21 protein-coding genes are annotated in these 25,985 nt (G+C 43.3%); 2 read left to right on the top strand and 19 right to left on the bottom strand.

The window, feature by feature from the left end:
* Positions 1-105: 105 nt before the first annotated feature.
* The 15 genes from R2Q16_RS18065 to R2Q16_RS18135 all read right to left on the bottom strand — a co-directional run bounded on the left by R2Q16_RS18065 (position 106) and on the right by R2Q16_RS18135 (position 19,975).
* A complete protein-coding gene (locus R2Q16_RS18065; RefSeq protein WP_316739140.1) occupies positions 106-1,128 on the bottom strand; it encodes an alpha/beta hydrolase in 1,023 nt (340 codons plus the stop codon).
* A gap of 3 nt (positions 1,129-1,131) precedes the next feature.
* Entirely contained in the window at positions 1,132-1,938 is an 807-nt protein-coding gene (locus R2Q16_RS18070) for a rhamnogalacturonan acetylesterase (RefSeq protein WP_316739141.1), read from the bottom strand.
* 7 nt (positions 1,939-1,945) lie between these two features.
* The gene (locus tag R2Q16_RS18075; RefSeq protein WP_316739144.1) at positions 1,946-2,719 is read right to left on the bottom strand and encodes a rhamnogalacturonan acetylesterase; all 774 of its coding nucleotides are present in this window, start codon (positions 2,717-2,719) and stop codon (positions 1,946-1,948) included.
* Between the two features lie 59 nt (positions 2,720-2,778).
* Positions 2,779-4,635 (bottom strand): RagB/SusD family nutrient uptake outer membrane protein, encoded by a 1,857-nt coding sequence (locus R2Q16_RS18080; protein ID WP_316739146.1) that lies wholly within the window; start codon positions 4,633-4,635, stop codon positions 2,779-2,781.
* Positions 4,636-4,645: 10 nt separating this feature from the next.
* A complete protein-coding gene (locus tag R2Q16_RS18085) occupies positions 4,646-7,906 on the bottom strand; it encodes a TonB-dependent receptor (protein WP_316739148.1) in 3,261 nt (1,086 codons plus the stop codon).
* A 129-nt stretch (positions 7,907-8,035) separates the two neighbouring features.
* Positions 8,036-12,430 carry a two-component regulator propeller domain-containing protein gene (locus R2Q16_RS18090; protein ID WP_316739149.1) on the bottom strand — a complete coding sequence of 1,465 codons (4,395 nt, stop codon included), beginning with the start codon at positions 12,428-12,430 and terminating at the stop codon, positions 8,036-8,038.
* Between the two features lie 374 nt (positions 12,431-12,804).
* Positions 12,805-13,593: a PRTRC system ThiF family protein gene (locus tag R2Q16_RS18095; RefSeq protein WP_316739152.1), complete on the bottom strand. Its 789-nt coding sequence runs from the start codon at positions 13,591-13,593 to the stop codon at positions 12,805-12,807.
* A complete protein-coding gene (locus R2Q16_RS18100) occupies positions 13,590-14,303 on the bottom strand; it encodes a PRTRC system protein B (protein WP_316739155.1) in 714 nt (237 codons plus the stop codon). The genes R2Q16_RS18095 and R2Q16_RS18100 overlap by 4 nt, the downstream gene beginning before the upstream one ends.
* Complete coding sequence (locus tag R2Q16_RS18105; protein ID WP_316739156.1) at positions 14,300-15,454, bottom strand: hypothetical protein; 1,155 nt, start codon at positions 15,452-15,454, stop codon at positions 14,300-14,302. The genes R2Q16_RS18100 and R2Q16_RS18105 overlap by 4 nt, the downstream gene beginning before the upstream one ends.
* 20 nt (positions 15,455-15,474) lie before the next feature.
* Positions 15,475-15,693, bottom strand: a complete 219-nt coding sequence (locus R2Q16_RS18110; RefSeq protein WP_316739157.1) for a PRTRC system protein C — start codon at positions 15,691-15,693, stop codon at positions 15,475-15,477.
* An 11-nt stretch (positions 15,694-15,704) separates the two neighbouring features.
* On the bottom strand, positions 15,705-16,217 hold the full coding sequence (locus tag R2Q16_RS18115) for a PRTRC system protein E (RefSeq protein ID WP_316739159.1): 513 nt from the start codon (positions 16,215-16,217) through the stop codon (positions 15,705-15,707).
* Positions 16,214-16,441 carry a hypothetical protein gene (locus R2Q16_RS18120; RefSeq protein ID WP_316739161.1) on the bottom strand — a complete coding sequence of 76 codons (228 nt, stop codon included), beginning with the start codon at positions 16,439-16,441 and terminating at the stop codon, positions 16,214-16,216. Before R2Q16_RS18120 ends, R2Q16_RS18115 begins: the two co-directional genes overlap by 4 nt.
* A 44-nt stretch (positions 16,442-16,485) precedes the next feature.
* The gene (locus R2Q16_RS18125) at positions 16,486-17,571 is read right to left on the bottom strand and encodes a DUF932 domain-containing protein (protein WP_316739163.1); all 1,086 of its coding nucleotides are present in this window, start codon (positions 17,569-17,571) and stop codon (positions 16,486-16,488) included.
* Positions 17,572-17,610: 39 nt separating this feature from the next.
* Positions 17,611-18,015 carry a single-stranded DNA-binding protein gene (locus tag R2Q16_RS18130; protein ID WP_316739166.1) on the bottom strand — a complete coding sequence of 135 codons (405 nt, stop codon included), beginning with the start codon at positions 18,013-18,015 and terminating at the stop codon, positions 17,611-17,613.
* A gap of 631 nt (positions 18,016-18,646) precedes the next feature.
* Complete coding sequence (locus R2Q16_RS18135; protein ID WP_316739167.1) at positions 18,647-19,975, bottom strand: putative sensor domain DACNV-containing protein; 1,329 nt, start codon at positions 19,973-19,975, stop codon at positions 18,647-18,649.
* Between the two features lie 475 nt (positions 19,976-20,450).
* Here R2Q16_RS18135 and R2Q16_RS18140 point away from each other — a divergent pair, with 475 nt between their 5' ends.
* Positions 20,451-20,822: a response regulator transcription factor gene (locus tag R2Q16_RS18140; RefSeq protein WP_316739169.1), complete on the top strand. Its 372-nt coding sequence runs from the start codon at positions 20,451-20,453 to the stop codon at positions 20,820-20,822.
* Between the two features lie 5 nt (positions 20,823-20,827).
* Here the strand turns inward: R2Q16_RS18140 and R2Q16_RS18145 are convergent, their stop codons facing one another.
* The 3 genes from R2Q16_RS18145 to R2Q16_RS18155 all read right to left on the bottom strand — a co-directional run bounded on the left by R2Q16_RS18145 (position 20,828) and on the right by R2Q16_RS18155 (position 24,577).
* Entirely contained in the window at positions 20,828-21,205 is a 378-nt protein-coding gene (locus tag R2Q16_RS18145; RefSeq protein WP_316739170.1) for a PleD family two-component system response regulator, read from the bottom strand.
* Complete coding sequence (locus tag R2Q16_RS18150) at positions 21,180-22,691, bottom strand: PAS domain-containing protein (protein ID WP_316739171.1); 1,512 nt, start codon at positions 22,689-22,691, stop codon at positions 21,180-21,182. Before R2Q16_RS18150 ends, R2Q16_RS18145 begins: the two co-directional genes overlap by 26 nt.
* Before the next feature lie 176 nt (positions 22,692-22,867).
* Complete coding sequence (locus R2Q16_RS18155) at positions 22,868-24,577, bottom strand: ATP-binding protein (RefSeq protein WP_316739172.1); 1,710 nt, start codon at positions 24,575-24,577, stop codon at positions 22,868-22,870.
* Positions 24,578-24,855: 278 nt separating this feature from the next.
* On the opposite strand from R2Q16_RS18155, the gene R2Q16_RS18160 reads away from it, so the two are divergent.
* Positions 24,856-25,332 carry an ankyrin repeat domain-containing protein gene (locus R2Q16_RS18160; RefSeq protein ID WP_316739173.1) on the top strand — a complete coding sequence of 159 codons (477 nt, stop codon included), beginning with the start codon at positions 24,856-24,858 and terminating at the stop codon, positions 25,330-25,332.
* Here the strand turns inward: R2Q16_RS18160 and R2Q16_RS18165 are convergent.
* On the bottom strand, positions 25,329-25,940 hold the full coding sequence (locus R2Q16_RS18165; RefSeq protein WP_316739174.1) for a hypothetical protein: 612 nt from the start codon (positions 25,938-25,940) through the stop codon (positions 25,329-25,331). The genes R2Q16_RS18160 and R2Q16_RS18165 overlap by 4 nt on opposite strands.
* Between the last annotated feature and the right edge of the window lie 45 nt (positions 25,941-25,985).

Genomic DNA, 25,985 nt, shown 5'->3' on the forward strand with positions numbered 1-25,985 from the left:
TCCCTAAATAAAAACTTCATCGCCAGAATAGAAAAAAGCCAGTAGGTAATTAGCCGGAAATGATATCCATAATGTGATAAATAAAGTGACAGCGTTGAAAAGTATCTATCTCAGGACTTTTTTCATAAACGCAGTCATGTAAGCTGCTGTCTCATCCGCCCATGGCTGAAATAACCAGAAGGGGTGTACCTGTACATTCAGTTTATGAACTTCATGATATATCCCCCACTCCTCCATACTTGCTACCAGTTCATCCTGGCCAGCATGAAAACGTGAATAACCACTATTCAAAAATAATATTGGAACAGTTTTCTCATTGGCCCAGAATCCAGCAGATGCATCTTTCCAGATCTGAGGCCGTTCTTCAAAGGTTCCACCCAGCCAGGTGATGTCCATCGAATCTGCTTTACGAACCAGGTTTAAAGAAGCGGGTGCAAGAAAACTGATTACACCATCGATATTAATTACAGCGTGTACGGTGCTGGTAGTCTTAAGATTACACTCCGGGCTTTCAAATTTTGAGACGTTGTTGGTTGTACCTACCAGGGCTGCCAGTTGCCCTCCCGCAGAGGTTCCGGAAATTGCAATGCGATTAGTATCAATTAAATACGCTTTAGCGTTTGCCTTTACCCATCTAATAGCGGACTTAATATTCAACACAGCTGCCGGATAAGGTGCCTCCAGAGATAGCTGGTATTCAACGGGAATCGTTACAAATCCCTGAATTGCCACCAGCTGGGCAAGCGGCACCTCCATGGATTTATCTCCTGAACGCCACCCACCCCCATGAATCATAATGACTGCAGGCAGTAAGGCTTTGTTGTCTGGGCGGAATATATCCAAATGCAAATCTCTAGACCCAAATTTTGTGTTTTTTAGTGTCAGGTAGGTAAGGTTCCTCACCTGCCTGATATTCGCCCCTGCGATATCTTTCGCGGGGACTGCGTATGGATACTGCTTATGAATCTGCCTGTAAACGTTTGATACACTGTAAGAGGTATCTTTGGGTATGTTGTTTTTTGCCTGCCCCTTGACTATTTGACTAATGAAGCATAGAATGAATATGAGGATAGATATTTTTACAATAATGCCCTCTGTATTTATCAATATCACTCGACTTTTCTCCATGGCCTATTTATGATTTATCACGTCTCCCGCAACTGAATTGCTCTTATTTTTTTTTGCATCAACAATTTCGGAAGCAATGGCAACATGTTTGTCTGTCAGTTGCTTCAATATAATTTCTGCTATCAGGCGTGCTCCATACTCACTGAAATGGGTATTATCATGACTCCCATTAGGATAATTCGGATGTTCCCCTGAATCCAGGGTCATGAAGATGTATTTGGTCATCAATGGTCCGGTATTTTGATATAATTCCCTGCTTTGTTTATCTAAATCAATGACCACAGTATTACTTTTTTCTGCGACATCTTTCATAGCAGCTGAATATTCGGTATGTGTTTCCAGTGCAGTGCCATTTTTATCGAAGTTCATCCTGCTCACGGGTGTTATAAGTATAGGAATTGCCTGTCTGGAACGCGTTTCGGCTATTAATTTCAGGAGGTTATTTTTGTAATCGTTTACAGGTGTATATCTGTCGGCATACTCCGGCTGCTTAGCTTCGTCATTATGCCCAAACTGAATCAATACAAAGTCACCTACCTGCAGACTGTCATAAACGGATTTCCAAAGACCTTCAGAGATAAATGTACGGGTACTCCTCCCTCCTTTTGCCTGGTTTTTAATCGTTACGGAACTATTGAAATAATTGGCAAACGGCATTCCCCAACCTGTAAGCGGTGCACGTTCTGTTCCATAAGAACAGACAGTAGAATCCCCGACCAGATAGACATTGACTTTTTTATCCTTTTTGATGCTAAAAGCGCAGCAAAATATAATTACCAGTGTATATAATATGATGTTATTGATTTTCATTTTTTAATTATTTGTTTTTTTTGGAAAGAACGGGTTTAATGATTCTGTTCGCGAGTTCCAATTTCAAGGATTTCACCCTCATTAAAGCCATTGTGGCAAATTTCCTTGCCCCTAATTCATTAAGGTGTGTGTCATCCTTTATCCCATCCGGATAGTTTGGATTCTCACCCGGCTCCAAATGGTTGAACAATCTTTTGGAATCCACTGGCCCCAATTGCTGCAGGAAGACCTGCGTATCTTTATCCATGTCGATAAGCGGAACCATTAGTTCTGCAGATAACTTTCTGATAATTGAGGCGTAGGCAGCATGTGTTTCCTGTATGTTGCCAACCTCGTTAAACTTTCGTCTGGCCACAGGCGTTAGCAGCACTGGGATTGCATTCTTTGATCTGCTTTCGATGATGAACCTGCGAAGGTTGGCCTCAAACTCAAGCTGAGTTGTGGCTGCCGACTTAGTTGGAACTTCATCATTGTGCCCGAACTGTATAAAAACATAATCACCAGGGTTTAACCTGGTAAAAATTTCATTCCAGAGATTTTCTGCGATAAATGTTTTCGTACTCCGCCCGTTACGAGCAAAATTCTCAACGGCTACGGTACTGTCAAAGAAATGTGAAAAAGGCATCCCCCACCCGGTTTCAGGATATGCGTTCCTTTTTTTTTCAGCCATTGTTGAATCTCCGGCCAGGTATACCTTTACTGTAGCGGGAGGTGCAATAAAGGATAGCAGTAGCGGGAGAAAAAATATTAGCCATCGGCTTTTTTTACTTTCAATTATCATGGTCTATATTTTATAATTCAAAAATAGTCAGCAGATTTTTAGTCTGCTGACCGTATTATTTAGTAGCCGTAATCCTGAGTGAGCACACCGGCGCTGGCATTAATCACATTGACGTATATAGGATACAGTTCACTCTTATTGGGCTGAAATGCAAATGCGAAGAGACTCGTGTAGACAGGATTAATCTGATTATAGCCTACCCATGGCACCCGCGTCGTTCCCGCTGGAGCAATCAGTGGCGCAGGTTGATATAAACTGTTGGCCCATATCCTTGAATCGTCCGCAGAGGTTGCATTAAAGTAAAACATACCCTGGGGAAGTGTATTGACCAGACAATAACTCGCTGGAGAAGCCATATAAGTAGGTGCATTCATAGCAACCGGAGTGGCAGCTCCAAAATTACCAAGATTCACCCTGGTTTCGTTTAATGCAGTTTGGAGTAAATTCCAGCGTATGAGGTCATACTTGCGGATTCCCTCTGATCCGAATTCCAGATATCGTTCCCTTACAATGAATTTAAAAAACCCGAGGTAGTCTGTCGGGATGGCAGGGACCAGCGCGTTGTTTCCTGCATGACCTCTCCTGCTCACTTCCGCGACAGCGGCTACTGCTTCAGGGGTAGCACCACGGTTTATTTCATTAACTGATTCCGCATACATCAATAGTACGTCAGAAAATCTAATCAGTACCCAGTTTATACCCGAGAAAAGTGTGGCATTTGTAGGATTTGTTGGATTGGCCCACCATTCCCTTCTATATTTGCCATCGTAAATACTTGTTATCGCATGTCCGGTCCTATTTATCCCATCGGTCTTGGTTTCGTATGGCGCGGCGGTTACGTCCCTGCGAACGTCAGTTGAGTCAAAGGAATAATAGTATGTTGGCAAAATCATTGGAGAGCCGCCGCCAACCCCCGCAAACCTTGTCCCGTTATATATCCCGATCCTTCCATCAGTTGTGCCCGTTGCACCACCCTCTGCCACCTGGAACATAATTTCACCATTTGGTTCATTGGCAATTCTGCTACACACATAATCTTTCCAAACCGATTTATAGCTGGGATTTAAGGTATGTTGATCCCTACGTGAAATAATTTCGGCACATTCATCTCTTGCTATAGCATAGAACTTGAGGTAATCTGCACGACGTTCCATTTGCTTAGATTCCCTGCGGAGGGAGTATCCTCCTCTTGCCAAAGCAATCCTGGCCCTTAAGGCCTTGATGCCACCTTTTGTCAGGCGCTCATCAGCGACATCGCCAAGGGTCGGAACCTGAGTTCTCCAGGGCACTAAATCCGCAGCTGTTTTTAAATCTTCAATAATCCGATTGTATATAGAGTCCCTATTTGTTTTAGGAAGAAAAAGATCAGTGGATTCCGCAGATGGGCTAAATGTCGCCGGAACATCACCCCAATGCTTAATCAAGTCGAAGTAAAATTGGGCTCTTAAGGCAAGGGCTTCTCCGTGAAGCCTTCTTAACTGCGCTTTTTGTTGAGGTGAACCATTGTTGTAAAGGTCCATAAGTGGAATTTGCTGAATACATATATTCGCACGCTCGATACCTGCGTAACAATTGCTGTAGACAGTGGATAAGCCACCATTGGAAGATATGATGTTATAGCGGGCTAGGTCCCTTCTTTCATTATCCCTTTGATTGCCTCCTGCGCCCATCATTTCGTCTGTGTCATAAGGGTAATAGCCACTCAGATACAACCCATAAGCATTCTGTGTTGATAAACTATTATAAATACCAATCACTGCGGACTTTGCATAAGGTACATTACTGAATACAAAATTTTGACTAAATGAAGATACTGGCTCAGGCTCCAGAAACTTTTTGCATGAAACCGATAAAACCGAGAATAGGGCTATTAATAAAACCCATTGTCTTAATCTATTTAAAAATGTTTTTTTCATAACTTTTTTTTTAAAATGTAACATTGACGCCAGCAACGTAAACCCTTGATTTTGGATAGGCGGAGTAGTCAACACCTGCTGTAATAGGGGTGGCGCGGCGGGTACTCACATCCGGGTCATAACCCGAATATCCTGTTATTGTCCCCAGGTTATTGCCTGTAATAAAGACCCTTAAACTTGCTATTTTGAGCTTTGTACTCAAAGTCGAAGGAAGCGTATATCCCAAGGTTACATTGTTCAATCTAAGGAAGGAACCATTTTCTATGGCGAAAGACTGGCTATTACTCCATTCAATTCCCTGAACAGGAATCCAGTACTGGGCATTGGAATTTTGAGCATTCAGAATCTCTGGTGATGCGCCGATTACCCCGATAGCGGCGCTAGGAACGCCCTGTAGCTGAACACCGGTATTAGGGTCAATCGTGCGATAACGGTCATTGAAGAGTGACAAAAGATTTGCTCCATTGGTATAGCTACTGGTAAATTCCAGTTTATTGTAGTTTGCAACCTTACTTCCAAGTGAATAATTAACAAATATAGATGCGTCGAAATTCTTCCAGCTAAACTGTTGGCCAAAGCCACCAATCACCCTAGGGAGTGCGCGACCTAAAACCGTGTAATCCGCTGTATTGATTATTCCATCTCCGTTTGTATCCACAAATTTTTGGCTCCCAGGCTGAATGGTAGAAGAACTAATGGCGGAAACAGGAACACCCGGTTTTAAGGTATATCTTGTTGTTGCCCATGGGTATGCCGGATTACTATAAGGAGCAGCATTAAAATCCGAAACCTTGTAATAGCCATCATTTTTCAGTCCCCAGAATGTCCCAACCTCTTCACCAACTTTTACCAGGAAATCAGCAGGTTGCTGACTGGTGTTGAAATATCCGGAATTCGCTAAGAACTGCTGTTGGGCACCTAGGCTTTTAATAATATTTTTATTTGTTGAAATGTTAAAGTTTGCTGACCATTTAAATGATTTCGACTGTACTATCACTCCATTTAGCTGTAATTCAAAACCTGTATTTTGTGTTGCCCCAACATTCTGAAACTGACTGTTATATCCTGAATTTGCGGGAATAACATTATTTATCAGAAGCTGACTTGTTGTATTCCTATAGGCGTCAAAAGTAAGTGAAAGCCGGCCTTTGAAAAATGCTGCATCCAAGCCCGCATTTCTTGATATTTGGGATTCCCACTGCAAATTGGGATTGCCAAGGCCAACTGTCGAAGAACCGAAAGTGAAAAGGTCATTCAGAAAATATGATCTACCGGAGGCAAAAAAGTTTCCATAAGAGAAAGGGGTGATCCTATTATTTCCGATAGAGCCATAACTTAATCTAAGTTTAAGTTCTGAAAGGAAGGATTTGTTCTTTAAAAAGTTTTCTTCTGAAACTCTCCATGCCAATGAACCTGAGGGAAAATAACCCCAACGATTTTTTGGGCCGAATATAGAACTTCCATCAGCCCTGACATTGAAGGTTGCAAAATAGCGCTGCTTGAAATTATAACTTAGTCTGGAAAAAAACGACAGGTTATTGATGGGAACTTCAGATACCGTTGGCGGGATAACTGTTTGCGCGAGACTGTAGTTTGCAAATGCCTGATTTGGGCTTGTTCCAACAGGAAAATTACGTAAATCTAGTAAGCTTGTAGTTTGATAAGTCTGGTAGAGCTCATGTCCGACAAGTATATTGATTGCATGTTTGGAACCAAAAATACTACTCTCGTCAAAGCTCAAGGTATTCGAGTTGTTTATGGTCCTGCTATTTGCTGTGGCCAATAACAACAATGGCTGTTTGCCGCCTGTTGTACGAGAATTATAAGTTACCGTGTCATCGAAAGACCTGTTTGTATTGTTGTTGAAGTCGATGGCTGCAATGGATCTAAAAGTTATCTTTTTAGAAAGCTGATAGGTCACATTTGCGCTGAGATTTAAAACATTGTTAGACTTTTTACGGTACTGGTTTTGCAACTCCTTAAGCGGATTAATCAGCGAAAGTCCATTTCCTGCTGTTGCATTGGCTTGGTTCACATCATAAAAATCCTCTTCCTGGCCCGGCAATAACAGCGGCTGATAGCGAACAATCTGTCTTAAATTATTGCTTGCTGCTCCACCGACATCTGATGTTCCCTGGCCATCCAGCTGGTTATTGTTATACCTAACATTGAAGCCAACTTTAAGTTTCTTTGTTGCCTGGTGGTCGAACCTGAAATTAATTAATCCCCTCCGGTATTTGGTGTACAGGAGCAAACCGTCCTGATCGTTATATGTCGCACTCAGGTTATACTGGGTTTGCTTTGTTCCGCCCGAAACACTTAAATTGTGTGTCTGCATAAAAGCATTTCTTCCAAAGAGCTTATCCTGCCAATTGATTGGTTCAAGACCTTTGAGGTTGGTTACAACGATATATGGATTGCCAGTCCTGTAATAACGGGAGAGCACTGTTGTATCACCAGTAATTTTTGCCCGCTCGTACTGAAATTCAACAAATTCATATGGAGACATGACTTCAAGTTCTTTCGGCAACTGCTGGATAGATAGCGAATTATTGTAGGTTACACTTGTTTTCCCCTGAGTATCCTTTCCACCTTTAGTGGTAATAATCACAACCCCGTTCGCTCCCCGGGCTCCATAAATTGATGTGGATGCTGCATCTTTTAGGACATCTATTGATTCAATGTCCTGCGGGGATAAGGTATTCAGTGCATTATCGAGCTGTACGCCATCGACAATGTACAAAGGTGAACCACTTTGAGTAATTGAGCCCCTACCCCTGATGTAAATATCTGCCTGAGCGCCGGGGGCACCCTCTGAAACAGTTACCTGAACGCCTGCTAGTTTACCCTGCAGTGCCTCTGCCGCAGAAAGGGTAGGGTTGTCCTTGAGATCCTTTGCTGATACGGATGAAACTGCACCGGTAAGATCCCGACGTTTAACAGTCTGGTATCCGATGGCAACCACCTCCTCCAGGACCTTACTGTCCAGTTCCATTTTGATATTAACGACGGATTGGTTGCCAATGCTGATTTCTTTGGTTTTATAACCTATGGAGCTAAAGGTCAGTGTGGACTTCTGGGTGATATTGTTTATACTGAATCTGCCATCATCCGAACTTACGATCCCCACCCCGGAACCTTTTAGTTTAATACTGACACCAGGCAGGCTATCGCCATTCTCGTCTGTCACCTTACCAGAAATTGTCAAAGTCTGGGCTAATGCTGAGCTAACAAAAAGCATTAGCAAAATTTGCTGTAGAACTTTTCTCATAAATTAATCTATTAATATTTGGTTATTCCCTGCCGTATTGGGTTAGCAGATACTAATAGCAAACTTATAATATAGGTCCAAAATAGGGGTTTGATTTTTGGTAGAAATGGTTGGTAAATTGATACAGGCTTATTTTTCTGACCTCAAATCCCCCTTATGCCGCCTTTGATATTCTGATGGTGAGATTTTATACTTTTCTTTAAAACAGGTGCTAAAATATTTTGCGTTTTTAAATCCAACCTTGTACGCTATTTCAGCAATGGTGTATGTACCCGATTCCAGGTACTGCTGGGCACGCTTCAACCTGATTTCAGTAACAAATTCAACAGGATTAAGTGTGGTCAGACTTTTAAGTTTTTTGTAAAAAGTTGAGCGGCCCATGTTCATGGATTCTGCAATGTTCTCGATGTTGAAATCTGACTCCCCCATGCGTTCTTCAAGGAAATCAACTACCTTTAATAAGAATGATTCATCAATATCCGTTATGATAATCTGGCTGGGTCCAATAGACAAAGACTTATTGGTTGATAAAAACCGCTGCATCAACTTTTGCCTTTGACCAATCAAACTCTCCATACAAGCTAAAAGCAGGTCATTGTTGAAAGGCTTTGTGAGGTAGTAATCTGCTCCGTATTTGATTCCTTCAAGCTGATGTTCTACTGATGATCTTGCTGTCAGGAGTACCACAGGGATATGGCTTGTCAATACGTTGGACTTTAAGTTGTCCAGCATTTCAATACCGTCCATCACAGGCATCATCACATCACTTAGAATAATATCAGGCAATTTATCAATGGCAATCCTTAAGCCCTCTTCCCCATTTGCCGCTACTTCGACCCGGTAATGTGCTTTGAGCTGGTTTGCCAGGAAGTTCCTCAGCTCACCGCTATCCTCAACCAGGAGAAGCAAGGGGTCGGTGCCGGATACTGTGATATCTTTTACTTGAAAGGGAGTTGGTGCTCCAGAGCCATCAATCGTATAGCCGGGTAAAACCTGTATGTTTTGGGCTACTTCTACCCTGCTGGTTGGAAGGGGCATGCCTATGGGTAGTTTGATACAAACCGTCAGTCCATTCTGCTCGTTGTTATACGCCATTATACTGCCGGATTGGATTTCGGTTAACTCTTTTGATAAAGCCAAACCAATACCAGTACCCTTAACAGCAGCTTTAGTTTCTTGTTCGCCAACATAATATAACTCAAAAATTTCTTTTAAGCTCGCTTCGGGGACGCCGCCGCCCTGGTCGGCAATTTCAATCGTAAATTGATCATTATTTCTGGTTACAGAGATGGAGATTCGCTTATCCCTACCAGTAAATTTAAAAGCATTGGCAAGCACATTATAAATGACCACATCCAATTTTTCAATGTCAAGACACACCAGGAAGTCTTCCTGAGTCTCCTTTAGAACCAGCTCTATGTTTTTTTCGAGAGAAATATCCATAAAATATGAACATACGCCTTTTAAAAATCCAATAATATAGAATGATGATTGCTCCAGTTTCGCCTGACCGTTTTCAAGCTTGCTATGGTCCAGAAGCTGATTGATAAATTTCAGAAGCCTGTCCGCATTTTTTTTCACCAAATCTGCATGTTGCCGATTCAGGATAGAGAGCGAACTGTCTTTGCGTATTTCTTCTATTGGGTTAAGAATTAGTGTAAGAGGCGTTCTTAATTCATGGGAGACTTTAGTGAAAAAATTAATTTTCAGGTCAGCCATTTTCTGACCAACCACTATGCGTTGTCGTAACCTTATCATAGTTATCACGATTCTCCTGATGACCTCAAAGAAAACTACAAGGAGGATGAGGTAAATTAGGTAGGCCCACCAAGTCAGATAAAAGGGTGGTAATATTTTAATTTTAATATTTTTTCTTGGCGGAAACGTATAAGCCTCCGTGTTTAAGCTTTTGATCTGCAAATCATAACTACCTGGCGGCAGATTGGTGTAAGTGACGCGCCGTTCATTCTTATTGTCACGCCAGGTGCTATCATAACCAAGTAATCTGTATGCATATGATTGTTTATTCCCCGGACGATAATCCAGTACATTATAGTCCAGGCTTATCGTGTTCTCATCATATTTTACTTTGATTGCCTGTGTCTCATTGATGTCCTTGAAAAGTATTTTTCCATCTATCCTGGCTTCCGAATTATTTATGAGTAAATTAGTGAATACCAATTTTGAGGATATCTTAACATTTGTAATATCCCTTGGAAAGAATGAAACATAACCGCTCAGAGTTCCAAAGACCAGCTTTCCAGATGGCAACTTTAAGCATGAAGCTTCGGAAAAGCCAGATTTTGGAAGTCCGTCATAATAATCATAATTAGAGATTTTATGGCTGTGCATATTGAATTTGCTTAAACCATTCTCCGTGGCTAGCCACAGGAAATTGGATTCATCCTGAACACATCCAACGATATAATCACTTGGAAAGCCGTCTTTTATTGTATATGACCTGAATTGTAACTTGGTGAGAGGCTTGCTTCCTATGGCCTCATTAAGCCCTCCTCCTGAAGTCGCAAGCCACATTTTATTTTTTGAATCCCTAAAAATATATTGAATATCACTCTTGCTGAGACTCAGGCTATCACCTGGAATTTTTTGGTAAAATTTTGTGGCTATTTTATCTGGTGCGGCTACATTCCTTGAAAGAATCAGCAGTCCGTCCGTGGTGGCAACCCAAATATTTCTGTCAAAATCTTCGTTTAAATGCCTGACCTTTAAAAACCTCTCATTGAACAGTAAACCGGCTGAATTATTCTTGTTTATGAATCGGGTTTGGCCAGTGCTGTCATCTACGATATTTACCCCTCCCCCGTATGTGCCCACCCATATATTATTGCGCTTGTCTTTATAGAGTGCATAAATATTGTTGCTGCTAAGGCTGAATTTGTTTAAATCATCAGTTTTGTATTGCTTTAAAGCAAATCTGGTTTGAGTTTCATTTAAAGGATCTGCCCTAAACAGTCCATCTCCCCTTGTGCCAAACCACATTCTACCCTGGTTATCCTGAATAATACTATATATAATTCCTATGCCTTGGACCGGGATATTGGTAAATTCAATATTCTGCCTGATACCATCCTTGATGACATATAACTCACCAGCTTTCGATGCCAGCCAGAGCCGGTTTCGGTTATCATTGAAGATTCCCCTGATCTCATTCTGAGAACGGTTAATCGTATTTTGTACGAGAGTTTTGGTATCGAATTTATTTCTTGCGAAGATTATCTTATTGAGCCCCTTGTCGTCTGCATGTATCCATAAGTTCCCCAGAGGATCCAAATAAGAGAGTATTGTAAGGTTGGAAAAAAAAGTATTGCTTCCTCCGGGTTCATTATAAAAATAAGCTATTTTATTATTGGGTTCATCAAAATATCCGAAACCACCACTTCTCATGCTGACCCATACCAAACCGTATGGGTCTTCGAAAACTTTAAAAAAATTCTTTTCCCTATCGAAGTAAGCATCGGAACGCTGCTCAAAGGTGCTGAACTTTCCAACAAAGGGGCTGTACCTCACGACACCGTAATTTTTTGCCTGCAACCAGAGATATCCCCTGGAATCCTCATATGAAGAAAAGAAAGCGCCTGATTGAAACATTTGTTCAGTTCTTATTAATTCCAAATCCCTGGTGGCGGTAATCACCTCTGCTTTAATGGTGGTGATGAAAAGATTCCTGTTATTTTTGGAACACAATATTGATGTAAGGGCATTTTTGGATATTTCTTTGGATATTACAGATCCTGTTCTTTTTTCGAGCCGCAACAAGCGACCAGTGGCAGTTCCGAGGTAAAGATATTGCCTGTCATCAGCGATACTGATAAAAGCTCCCGGGATTTTTTTTTCTACCATTACCTTCTGGGAGGCTGTATTTGTTTTCGAAAAATTAATGGAGCAAACACCTTTATCAGTGATTAACCACAAATTGGAGCCTAAATCTTTAAAAGCTCCCCGAATATCATTGGAGGCTAGCCTAAGCGGTTTGATGCTACTGGCCGAAAGGTGTAAAGCCTCCGGCTCTTGAGCGGTTAGGTTAGAAACAATGAATACCCCGTGGCGTTTTGTTGTAATACAAATGTGATTGTCTCCAATGAGCAGGATTTTATCAAAAACAGGAGGGCCAAGCCTGCCATTAGTGTTTTTCGGTATGAGATCAAGATAAAAAAACTGTTGGGTCTTCTTATTAAATCTATATATGCGGTTGTCATAGGCCCTCAACCACAAATTACCTGAGTTATCCTCGATCATAGCTTCTATCCTACTACTTCCAAGGCTTGAAAGGTCGCCAGGTCTGGATTTGTATACAACGAATTTATGGCCATCAAAACGGTTCAAACCATCCCATGTTCCAAACCACATAAATCCGTCATGATCCCGTAGCATGCACATGATACGGTTATGTGAAAGACCATCTTCTGTAGAATAATGTTGCACTGTTCCTCTTAATTGAGCTACTGTGTGGGACGACAGGAGCAACAAAAACAAACCGAAGTTTATAATTATGGCTTTTGACATTTCTTATCTATTTGGCTGGAGACAAGTTAATATACTTGGGCTTAATAAACCAAATATTGAAGAGATAAAGTTGTGCAATCGATACCGTTGTTTTCAAAATAGGTCCAGTCCGTTATTTTATATAACAAAAAAACGAATCGGATGGGTTCGCAGATGCGATTCTACATCTCGCCGGAAATCAAAATACAGCTAAATCATGACCAGGCTTGCAATTGTGAATTTAGCGAGCGGACAACAGACAGCAGGGCAAAAAGAGTGGATGAAGGTAAATAACTTTTATCGTGGCTGACCTGCATTAACTCCAGCCGAGTGTCCGCAGGACGCGAGGCTTCGCGCCGTCCAGCGGACGGCCGATTTTTACCAGTACCTAATAATTAAAGCCTAATCGGCTGTGTTTTAAAATCCTTCAGGTTCAGATAAAAGCCTTTGTATTTCAGCATACCCTCACGGAGCATTGACCAGAACAGGGATGCGCCCAGGTTGGCGATTGTGGAGTTAATGAAAAGATCCTGCTTGCCGAGTGCCTGCGCAAGGGAACAGCTTGGCTCATCCACTTCGGAGTGTTCGCTTTGGAATGCAGAAATAAACGGCGGCAAAACGGGGACGGTCTCAAATATTCTGGATTTCGGCTGTGCGATTTTCCCAAGCGAACAAAGCAGGACCTGTCCAGAGTCCCTTGAATTACCGAAATCCATCCAGTACAGGGGATTATCCCTGTGGCTGAAATTTCGGGAAAATTTGTCTAGGGATTCCCCGATTTCGCGCCTCGAGGATACGCTGTCGACGCAGGAAAGGGTGATGTTTGCCATACAGTTAATGTCATTGGTATCCAATGGGGAGGGAAAGCGTTGGGGGATTCCTTTCCAGTTTGTACCGAAAAAGCGGTTGACACGGTTGGAAATGACTACTGCTTTATTCATGCCAATCTCGTGTTCACTGAACAGTTGCCTGCCTAGGTTTGGCTGTTCCACACTGTCGGGATCGAAAATGGTGACGGACAGCCCTGCGTGACCGAGGTTGTTGAGCGCATAGTTCATGCGTGCGAGGGAGGTGAGCACCTGCGAGCCTGTCCCCCCTGCCCCGATGAGGTTGACCGAGACAGGGTTGGTTGGGTTTAACAAGTAGGGTGCAACGAAATGGATTTTGTCTTTTGCAGGTTTCATGGCAGTATATCTTTGAGTTTCAAGGCTGATTTTTTAAGCTGATTCAAGGGGAAATCTTTTTCCGTATTGATTAAACCCTGCCACAATTGAACAATATTCATTTTCACGGGGGAGGTATCTACCAAGAGGTGCGAAAAGTGGCTTGCGAAGAAATATTTTTCCCAAAGGCTGATGAAGTCCAACAGGCTACAGTTTCCCTGTATCTCGGTGCGGACATTGCCCATGCAGACACGGGCATCGCCGTAGATATTAAAAAACGGGGCAAGGAAAAGCGGTGTGTCCGCCTGCGGTCTTTCCCCGCCGTGCAATGCCCAAACCTGCAAACCCGTTTTTGAGGCTTTCCACAAGAGTGGGGGCAGACAAGCTTCCCCATCGGGGATGCCGAGGGATGGGGAGAAAAAAAGACTGGCTTTCCTTTTCGGGGTGTACCAAATTGCGCCGCCATCTTTTCGGGGTGCATACCATAACAGGGATTCGGGGAGCAGGCTGTCGTGGTGCAGGAAGTTGCCAGAGTTATTCACCCCTGCACGGAGTTTTTCAGCGAGTTCGGCGCATTCCCTAAAGTTAAGGGGATGAATGTTTGTTGCCCTGCCATCCGCATCAAGGTCGTGGCTTTCCACGTAACAGGAACTATCCATATTGGAGGCATAGAAAAGCAATGCTTTTACAGGCAGATAGCTTTCGGCAAAAAGTTGGGTGATGTCTTTCATTGCAGTTCGTTTAAAATATCGGTAAGGTCATTCAGCAAGTCAAAAAACTTTTCCTCAAAGGAAAAATCATGGCTTTCGGTCGCCTGCGGCATATCGAAAGACTGGATGCTTTGGGGTTCTTCCATTGCGCAGAGTTCCCCGAGTTCAGAGTTGACATATTCCATTGCATTATCAAAGAGGCAGTCGTTATTACTCCAGTAAAAACTGATGTACTGGTCAGATCGGATGTTCCTTTCATCGCAGTCGTCGCCGAAAGGCTCTGCCATCCTATCCATAATGGAGCGGTTAGGGAAACGGCGATATAGCGCAAACAGTCCTCGTGCGCAGGCAAGCAGGTTCTCGCCTGTTTTATCCCTTGGACGGTAACAGCGAACCCTGCATGAAAATCGCTCAAGGTTCTTAGCATCCGCCATGAGCGAAAGCAGCATCCCCCCTGCCGAATAGAGGAGTGAATAATGATCCCTGAGATGCCTGCGGTAATTTTCGTTTTCTTGATCACAATCTTCATACTCCTCCATTTGCTCGTCTTCCCATTCGGCAACCATCTCATAGATTTCGCCAAGGTAGGCGTATGTTTCGCAGTAATGCGGAACGCCTGCAATTTGGTAAAGATAGGACAGCATGGAAAGCAGGAGTGCGGATTCCCTTTTACGATCCTTTTTTTTCATCAGTTCCCACAGACCGGAAAGCGGCAGATAATACAGCGTGGTTTTGGTATTGAATGTTTTTATGGTGGCAAGGCTAACCCTTCCGTTTTCATCCTGCATGATGCGAAGCTGTAAATCCCTGCATTTTTCCTCCAAGGCGGCGCTGACTAAAGCATAAGACTTTTGTATGTTCATCGGGAAAAGTCCCTCGGGTGTTGGCACATTCAATCCATAAAGGGCGCACAGGTTAGCCATCGAAGCGGAGAACCCAAACTCCACCTTACGGTAGGACTTAAGTTCTATGGCAGGCTTGCCTGTTTTGGGCGGATGTGCCTGCCTTAAAAAAGCAGGTCTTGGAACATGAGTGGCGATGGCATGGCTTTCGAGTTTGGGTCTTGGGTTACCGTTTCCGATGCCTCCTTCCTTCGGTCTAGGGAACGGATAAAATTGCCGAGCGACTGGTGGAGATGCCACTGGTTTGAATGGGGTTTGATGGCTATACATTTTGCTTTGTTTTTCATGGTTTAACCTTTTGTGCCAAGGGTGGTGATGAAGCGGTACTGGATGCGGTCGTCCACGATTTCGGGACCCTCCGCCCTGGCTGTGGTCAGTGCGGGGTATGTCCCCGAATAAAAATCCATCACCTCCTGGGGTGACAGTGAGGGGTTGGGGTCTGCGAGTGGTAGGTCGTTTTCCTGCACCTTGTGCAGAAAAACCCTTTTTAAAATAGTGGCGGATAGCATGGTATAGGGGTTTAAAGTAAACTAAGCTGTGCATTTTTCCTTTCGAGTTCAGCTTTAAGCTTCTCGAGTTCGCCTGCTTTATCAGGATAATCCGTTACGGCAGGCAATATGGCGAGTGCATCGGCATATTTGCAGTTGGCACTCATTTCCTGCACCTTTTTGATAACTTCCTCGAAAGCTGATTTTTTATTGTCATTAGCGGAAACATTATCCGCATTTTTCGCAGGCTTTGCCCCTGCTTTTTCCTTTAATGCCGCTTTGGCATTTTCGAGGCTTTGGGTATATTCGGCAAGGTTAAGAAACAGTGCGATAGTGCGTTCCACAGGCTTCTCCATGCTGTCGTAAAAACCCTCGTCAAGTTCTTCGGGCGTTCCCGAAAGCAACATTGGCGGAATATTTTTGCCCATGCCATCATTTGACAGGCGAATGGAAAGTACCATTTGCGTTTCCTTTGCGGCGATGCTTATCACCCAATCCCCTGTGGGATTGAGGCGGTGGAGCATCCTAAAAAAATTCGTTTTCATTGTGTTGGGGATTTAAGTTTCAAAATTGTCGTGCCTCGTTTTTTGCTGAAACGGATGGCGTAACCATTACTTTCGATAATACCCTTTAGCAGGGTTTCCGCTTTGCGTAAATCTTCTGCATCTGCGGCGGAAAGCAGAAGCAAGCCGAACCTTTCAAAATGGCGCAGGGTCTTGGCGGCTTCCAAAATGGCTTTGCGCTCGGAGATTTCAGATAAAATGCTCATGGTGCTTATTTTTATAAGGGCAGGCAGCGCCTGCCCCCGTGTGATTAATTTTTAGACAATACGATTTCACTGGTTTTGGAAAAGGTGTTACAAAGGTCGAATGCGGTCTGCGCCCGCTGTCTGGCTGTCCCTTCTGTGATGGAGCAGAATTTGGCATCATTATCCTTGAACTTGCGCACGTTCTGAAAATAACCCGTTACGGCATTGTAAGCACCGAAAACAGTCCCCCTTGTGGTGTCAAGGCTTTGCGAGGGGTTGCTCATCGCGTAGCTGTAGACCTCCTCCACGATGTTGCGGTAACAGGCGGATGCTTCATCCTGTATACCTTTTTCAAGTTTGGCGAGTACCTCCCTATTTGGTGCCATTGCAAGCTGAATAAGTTTTTTGACTTCGGTATCGCTGATGCGGACTGTGCTCCAATGGTTGAAAATTTCCCCGAGTTCCGCACCAAGTTTTGAGGATATGCCCATAAGGCTGTGCGCCTGCGAGAGCCTGTCGGATGCCCCCGAAGAATGGCGGATGCGAATGGCATTGCGTGCGGTTTTCATCGCGGCATTCAGGGTATTGTTGCAGACAATGCGCACAGGGGTAAAAGCGGCAGTAATACTTCCGAAGCCATCATGCGAGGTAGTCAGAAAGAGGTACTGCTCAATCAGATCGGCTTTTCCGACACGGATATAATCGGGCAGTTTGGCGGTGATGAATATGCGTTCCCCTTTGCCAAGTGCGCCTGCGGTTTCATACTGGATGCCATCCCCACCGCCGACGATGCTGTCAAAAAAGGAGAAAGCATCGACGTTCTGTACGACATGGTAGTCTTTGCCGACCACCCCCAAAACCACATCATTGTCGGTGCGTACAGTTGCCGAGTAATTGGGTACGGCAATATCCTTTTGTGGATTCAAATCTATGCCCTCCCCCTGCAATTCCTTTTCGATTTGCATCTGAACACCATCAAAGGTGAAAAGCGGTCTTTTTTCGACCGTGTAATCCAGTCCCGCGAATTTCATCGCCTCGGCTGATGTGGGGTAATCCTGCACGATTGTGCCTAAGCCGTGCCATGCTTTTTCCTTAACCGAGAAAAAACTGTGTTTGCCTGTATTGCTGTTATAATTTAAGTTATGTGCCATGATGTTTATTTTTTAAAAATGAATTGATAATTAATAAGCCTAGAAAGGCAGATCGCCCTCGACATCGTCTATGCTATCCTTTGCGGTTTCCTGTACCGCTTTTTCAGTTTCGACTTTCTTTTTAGCGGGAGCATTTTGGCTACCACCTCCAAAGAGTTTGATTTCAGAAACATGGAAAGTAATCGATGCTTTTGGCTCATTGTTGCCGGACAGGTAGGCATTCACCCCTATGCGCCCGTAGACCTGTACCAAATTCCCCTTGTTCAAATACTCGGCAATCCCCTCATTCCTCCAGTAGGCACATTCTATAAATGTGGTTACCTCTTTGCGCTCGTCCCCCGAGCGGTAGCTGTCGTTTAGGGCTATACTAAATCTCACCACTTTTTTGTCTTCATTGACTTTTCTCACCACTGCATCAGCGGTTAATCTTCCTGTAATTTCCATTGTTGGATTTTTAAGTAAAAAATTTGATTTCTCTTTCCTTTCCCACCGCCCTTCCCGAAAAATTTTTCAAAAGAAAAAACGGAAAAAAAGAAAGCCAGAAATCCCGCAATGCCGAAAGCGGTGGAGTACTATAAGTCCCGGAGGGTGGTTCCGCGAAGCGGAAACATTATGCGTACGCAGCAAGCGGGGCATGCGATATTCGCAGCCTTTTTATCCGTTTCGTTGAAAAAATAAATAGTGATTGATTTACAGAACCAGCCGCATCAGGGATAGCAGCGGATACAGGCCCAGAGGATAAGGCCCACAGGAGTATGAGCGGATAGCCCGCCCGGATGCCTAAAAACATACGGGAAAGCATATGAAACACAAGATGTAGGGGAATTAAGCCTAAACCATAAGACTACAGATTCTGACCTAAAAATCCAGTCAGGCCAAATCTTACTTTTAAACCTGATGACCTGTACAGAACATTACCTGGATAGACCAGGGCGATTGATGCTATCTGGCCAGGAAACAAATTCATTAAAACTTCTACTTTAGAGTCAATTCGATTGGTTTAAAATGGTACCATAACTGTAAGAAACCATAATATTAGTCAACAACCAATCGCATGGCGGTATGCAATTCAGCACTACCTGTTGCTTGATTTATGAGATTTTCCGGTCATGTATTGCTGGGTCTTGATGTTCTCCCACATTATCAGTTTGTCTTCAATTTTTGAGAAAACCCTGATGTCCCCATCTTGAGAAATAACGAGTCCCAGCGCAGTGGGATGGTTCCAGCAGTAAGCGATCATTGAGCGGTGCCGAGTTCCATAATGTTTGGGATCATGGGGCGCCAGCGATTTTGGGGTTGCGGTAGCAGTTGAAGAAACATAAATTTTGCGTGGCATTTTCTTTGCCCTCAAGACCGCACCAAAACCATTGCTGACCATCGTCCGGTCAAACAAAATAACCCCGTCCACACAACTCTGTGAGGCAATAAAGCTGATTGCTCCCTTGATTTCATCTGCTGTTGCTTTCTTATGGTAAAGCGACTCCGCTTCCCTGCGGTAAAGAGATTTACTTACCGAGCGCCTACCGCTGTCTAAATCCCCGGCAATGCTCGCCTCAGATACATAATTATCAATTGCTGCCTTGGCGTGAGAAACCATTGAAAGTTTTAGGCGTTCGTAATGTATCCTGTATTTCACATCCAGATCGGAACTATCATCAGCAATTAAAATAGCCCCTCCATGCTGGTAATTCTGGATTTTTAACAAAAGTCTTGAGAAAGTCTGAATCCAGAGCCCATCTAAAAAGTCTTCCCAGTCTTCAAAACTTTCCCCAGGATGTACCAGTTTAATATACTCACTGAGGGCGAGCTTCAAAAAGTCTGCATTCTTCCGGAATATTTTAGAGATTGGACCAATAGTCAAAACATCAAGATAACGCTTGACCAATACATTTTGCTTCAATGTTGCCAGGAGTTCATAATCGAAGAGCACATTCAGCGTCCCGATATCGCTAACGGACACCTGGAATAACCCGGGTTGCTCTGATCCGGTATCGGATTCATAGTTCAGAAAATTCTGATAGTGCATCGCCTGATCAATCATCCCCCAAATGTATAGGGAGCCCTTATCATCATAATATACTGCAAGGGATGAACTTGCCGGATCCGCCGCCTTGGAGAGCTTGGCAAGTGCCTTTGAGGTCATAGTTATATGCTTCTCAAAAGAAATACAGCTCCAACGCTCAGGGACAATATTGCCCGGAGGTGCGGGATCCGGATTTTCAGGATCAATGAAGGTAACGGTAACCCTGATGAGTTCGCTTTCCTCCTTGCACATGCTGGAATAAAAAAGACAATCAAAGAGATCCTCCAGAACCTTAAGATCAGGAAGTGTAGCGCTTGCTTTTTTAAGCTTGAGCTTGTTTTGTACCAGTAATGCTAAATCCTGTGGGCGTGAATATTCCAAAATGTGTAAGTTAACTTAATTTACTCTACAAACATGCGACAGTAGAAATCGTTTGCGCCCGCGAGCACAAAATTGATAGTATTCAGGAGTGCTTGTTTATGCCTGGACTAATCATAGCTCAACACCGAAGCTAGATTTATTCCGGATTTTCTAAAGTCCTCAACCGACTAGATACGATAAAATTGACCAGTCAGATTTGGTTAAAACACACACCCTTAAGGAGTATTAATTCGCGTAAAGGCTGCAAGAGCGTTTTCGTTCACGCTTTTTCGGCACAGGAATTAGCGAACCTGGAAAGTGAGCAAAAAAAAATAAAATATTTAATTAACCATTAAACAAAATAACGGTCTCTGGGTTAGTTATAATAAAGACTAACGTCTTTAATTTCAACCTGCTACTTTGCGTAGCGCTTAAATTACGGCTATCCGAAGTTTGAGGAACAGGGAAAATTTAAGGTTTTATTTTTACAAGGGTAATGGGAAAAATATTCGTGCTGGAAGACGACCAGGATATACGCGAGGTGGTGAAACTTATGCTGGAATCAGAGAACTATGTTGTGGAATCATTTGCGAATGTCCATGATTTTATGAACCGGGATGCAAAGGATATCCCGGATCTTTTTATTCTTGATGTAATGCTCCCGGATGGTTCGGGAATTGATGTTTGCGCAAAATTAAAATCGGAGAGCATGCTGACCAAATCACCTGTTATAATCATGAGCGCGCATGCAAGTGTTGACGAGGTGGCCCGTGGATGCTCAGCCGAAGGGTTTATTGCCAAACCTTTTGATATGGAGAATTTCCTGGACAAGGTTAGAACGCAGATTGATAATTCGGCAAGTGAATAGCTTTACTAGTTTATCAATTTGTCCACAACCGCCAATAGGTTATCATAGTCAAATGGTTTAGCGATGAATGCGGATGCGGAATGTTCACTTGCAATCTGCTCGCCATCCCTGCTTGCGGAAATGATGATTACCGGCAAATCCTGATAAGCTGGCGTACTTCGAATCATCTGAAGTATCTGATCCCCGGAAAGTACCGGCATCCAAAGATCCAAGATAACCAGGTCGGGTTGCTGCTTGTCCAGCACTGCACGAACATTAAGACTATTTATTTCAGGAATTACAGTGTGTCCCGTTTCTTCCAGAATCAATTCCAGAACGTCCAGGATGCCCTCATCGTCATCACATATCAATATTTTTTTACTTCCCACCTGCTTCCTTTCCATTTTTAGGCAAAGTAAAACTAAAAGTGGATCCCTTTCCCTTTTCACTTTCTACCCAAAGCGTCCCCTTGTGATTCTTAATGATCTGATCGCATACGTAAAGACCTATACCCATTCCCGGAAAACGCTTCTGAACTTCATTCCCCCTGAAGAAACGCTCAAAAACCCGTTTGGTATCTTCGATGGTCATTCCCACCCCAAAATCCTTGACAGATACCTTAACATATTCACTAACATTCGAAATATGAACCTCTATAGCATTGGAATCAGGCCCGTATTTAATCGCATTGGACAGAAGATTGTTCAACACCTGGATAATATGGGATTCATCGGCAAGAATTATTGCTTCTGTTTTTCCTTTGAGGATGATGCGATGGTTTGGTGCAGATGCCTGAATGCCATCAACTACCTCCGTTATCATTTTATCAAAATCAACGCTTGCTTCATGCAGCTCGATATTACCGGTCTGAATCCTGGACATATCCAAAAGTTCCGATATCAGATTATTCAACCGCTCGACATAGTGGCTGACTTTACCAAGAGTGGTAGTAAACTTCTCCGGTGCATCTTTTGGCTTATTTCTTTCAAGTACCTGCATGTACCCTTTGATGGTAGTCAATGGTGTCTTCAGTTCATGGCTGGCAATGGACAGGAAGTCATCCTTTCTGCGCTCAATTTCCTTTCGCTCGGTGATGTCTTCAATTGCCAGGAGTATCTGGTCTTTGAACTGACCTTCCAGCTCAATGCGGTGGGCATTAAGCAGCATCAGCTTTTTTCCAATGTGTGGAAAATCGTGCTCCACCTCAAAATCCACTACCGGATTATTGGTGGGTAATATCGTAACCAAAAGCTCACGCAGTTGTGGAATATCCCACTGGTTGTTGCCTAGGGCATAAAGCTGTTTCCCGACAGTTTCTTCAGCAGTTACTTTGAAAGTGCGCAAAAAGTGGTAATTGGCACTGATAACCTTAAAATTGGGGTCTAGAACCAACAGGCCCTCACGAACCGTTTCAATGATACTGGTCAAAAATGCCTGACTATCGCGTAATGCCAGGGTTCGTTCCTCGATCTTGCTTTCCATCATTGACTTTTGCTGACGCAAATCATGCTCAACTTTTTTACGTTCGGTTACATCATTCTGCACCCCGATAAAATGCGTGATCTCTCCGGCTGCATCTTTCACGGGAGACATATATAGTTCATTCCAGAACAGGTCACCGTTTTTTCTATAGTTCCTGATTTCCACAGTGCAGTCCACACCGTCCATTACGCTTTTTGCAAGAGTTGCACGTTCAGGCTGGCTCCTGTCGTCTGCCTGTAAAAACCTGCAGTTATGTCCAATAATTTCATTCCTGTCATATCCGCTGATCTTTTCGAAAGCAGCATTACAGTAAACTATTGGATTGTCCGGTTGTTTATGGTCGGTGATGATTATTCCTGAAATTGAGGCATCAAGTGCTTTGGTCATAAGCTCGAAACTATCTGCCATTGTGGAGCCCGAGAAAAGGAATTTACCTTTTTGAAATGTATGCAATGTCTTGTCTTTTAATTTATTTGGCGAAAACCTAAGTGTGTCACATTTAACTATGTGGTATAACACAATTTCAGTCGAATCGTTTTAATAATTAAAAGAAATTGTAAATATTGAGAAAAAAACGCGATAATTTATTGTTCAAGTGGCACCTTGAACCAAAAGGTGCTGCCATGACCCTGCTCGCTCTCTACCCCAAGTTGACCATGATGCCTGTTAATTATCTCGGCGCATATATATAGTCCAAGGCCCAGTCCGGTATTATTCTGCTGTTTTTTATCCCCCTGCCAGTATCTATCGAATAACCGGTGGATGTGATCTTTGGGTATCCCCTCACCAAAATCGCTTACAGATACCAGTAAATGGTGATCAACCTGCTTAGCTGAAATAATCACTTGTTCCCCGCTTGGCGCATACTTGAAAGCATTGTTTACAAAATTAATCAAAACCTGCTCCAACCGGTTTTCATCAGCTTGTACCTCTATATCTACAGGTTCAATAATCAGCTTTGCCTGATTTTCAGGCGAAATGTGAAGTATTGAATTTGCAAGCAGGTCCTTCACATTAAACCTGCTCAGTCTAAGCTCTATTTTCCCATCCGCATATTTACCTACATCAAGCAGCTCAACCAGCATTAGGTTGATTCGTTCCATACTCCTTCCACAAGAGTCAATCAACTTGACAACCATAGGACTTTCAATCTGGGGTTTCAATTTGTCGAGTAACTGAAGATTTGCCTTGAGGACAGTAATTGGCGTTTTTAATTCATGACTGGCTACCGAAAGAAATTCGTCTTTTTTCGCCTGATAGTTCTTTTTCTCAGTAATCAACTGTGTGACACCAACCATTTTTTTTGGTTGGCCGTCAGTGGTATATTGGGGGGAGCCGTTTGCCTGTATCCAATGAACAGACCCATCAGGCCTGTTGATCTGATACTCCATATTGTAAGGGGTATTGGATTCAATCGATTCCCTCACCCTGCTTTGCACAACGTCTCTGAACTCAGGGGTGATGGCGAGCAGCAAATCTTCAAAATCAAATTTTTCCGAAACCGGTATGCCAAAATTAATTTTGCACTGGTCGCTACAGTCCATTTTAAGTGTTTGCAAATCTAAGTCATAGCTACCAAGATTTGCAGCTTGAAGCGCGTTATTAAGCTGGGCTTTATTGATCTCAAGATCACCAATTAAAGTATTTAATGCAAGGTTTGCTTTTGTCAGTTGCTGGTTTAATATTGCTACTTCTTCAAGGGTTGCAATGAGCTCTTCGTTTGAGGCGGTGTATTCTTCATTGACCTTACCAAGCTGTTGTGTGAGGTCATTGAGTTCCTGGATTGTGGCCATGTATTCTTCATTAAGGGATTCCAGTTTTTCATTGGAGCCCTTAAGACTTATGTTCAATTCATGCTCTACCGCAGCCATTTTTTCAAGATCCTCAGCAATGATCATGCGATCGGTTACTTTAACAGCAGAATTAATGATGGCAATCGTTTTTCCTTCAGAATCCAATATCGGCTTGTACTCAAAATCAAAAGGTGTGGATACGAGCTTTGTATCATGTACCACATCAGCAAAAGTGTTGATGGCTACGAACGCCCTGCCGGTATCCCAAACTTTTTGCAGGATTGGAATAAAACTATCAAATTCAGGAGCTGCCTCAGTGAGTGTCAAACCAGGCGCTAAGCCTACTTTATTCCAAAGCGCAAGCATCGCATTATTGATAAATCCAATATGCAAGTCTCGGGAAGAAAATATTACAGTGGCCTGCGGGCCATCTGTTAACAAGTTGACAATTTCAGTGGCATTCAAAGGGTAATGAGCGCCAAGTGTAGCGTTTTTATTCAACCTAAATTTTTATATGTTACAGACTATACCGATAAGACAGGTCGCCAAGGAGCAGTTAACCGCTACCGCTCAATGGGTTGTTGCAGTCTAAGTTTCCAAAAATAAATAGAAAATCACGAATCGCAAAAATCATCAGCCCCGCCACAACCAGACGTTTTAAGCAATAACGTTTCTGGACTCAATCTGATTTAAGGTTACCGGTTGCACTGGGAATTCATTAAAAGAATAGCGGCATCATATTCTTTAAAACTTTAGGGAGCCAATTTGGTTTTAATTCCATGAACATTAACGAACTGCTTATTCCAGCCGCCAGGATAGGAGAAACCGAAGTCTTAGAAGAACTGATCAATCAAAAAGCAGATCTCAATCATCGGGATGAAAAGGGATACAACGCATTGATTATAGCCTGTTATAATAATCAGCTTGATGCGGCACGAATGCTAATTGATGCAGGAGCAGACGTCAATGCGTCTGATTACGGTGGGAATACAGCACTAATGGGCGCGTCTTTTAAGGGCTATGCTGATATCGTTAAGCTACTGGTTGACAGTGGTGCCGACCTGGACCTTCAACATGGAAACGGCGGGACCGCGTTGATGTTCGCGGCAATGTTTGGACGAAACGAAATTTTAGATTTTCTTTTAAGAAGTGGTGCCAGGGCGGATATTGAAGATAAGAATGGGCAGACTGCGATAGAGCTCGCGGCTCTACAGGGTAATGAGGCTGGAATGGCCTTATTTAAGACAAAGGGTTAATCAGAACCAAAGATTAGCCCCTTGAGCAGACTTTTCCACTGTGGAAAGGACAGGCCTAGTTTTGCGGCCATCCCTACCGCAAAGTTCCTTCCTTTATCATATAAGTTTCCTTGCTGGGTATTGGCTATTTCATTCCTACCATGCTCCTGCGAAAATACAGCGTTACCTTTTTGCCTGATCAAGAAAGTTGAAGTGGCTTCAGCTGTCAGGAAATGGGCAACGCCTTCCTCTTTGGAAAGCGGATGCGGACAGGGCCTCACCCTCATCGCCAGGACCTGACTATTTTCTGAATTAAATTCCCCGATCTCTTCAATGATTACCCAGTCATATCCCCTGCCGTTTTGAGAGCCTGGCCCTGGAATATCTATCCTGATGAAATCGCCCACCACAGCCTGTCCCTGCTTTCGAATCCCTTTATTTGTGATGAGCTGAAATGCCGATAACCCCGCAAACGCTCCCCACCTGTTCACCTCGAGCAATCTCTTGCTATATTTTTTAAAAAAATCTTTCGCCAGCTTTTCGCTACCGAATTCCCGCTTTTCAACGACATCCATTCGGGTACCATAGCGATGAACCGAAACCAAATAATTTTCTAACTGCTCTTCCATAAAAAATCAAAAAAGAGCGAAGGCCGTTAAAGGCCTTCGCTTAAG

Source organism: Pedobacter aquatilis (assembly GCF_032678425.1).
Taxonomy (GTDB): Bacteria; Bacteroidota; Bacteroidia; order Sphingobacteriales; family Sphingobacteriaceae; genus Pedobacter; species Pedobacter aquatilis_B.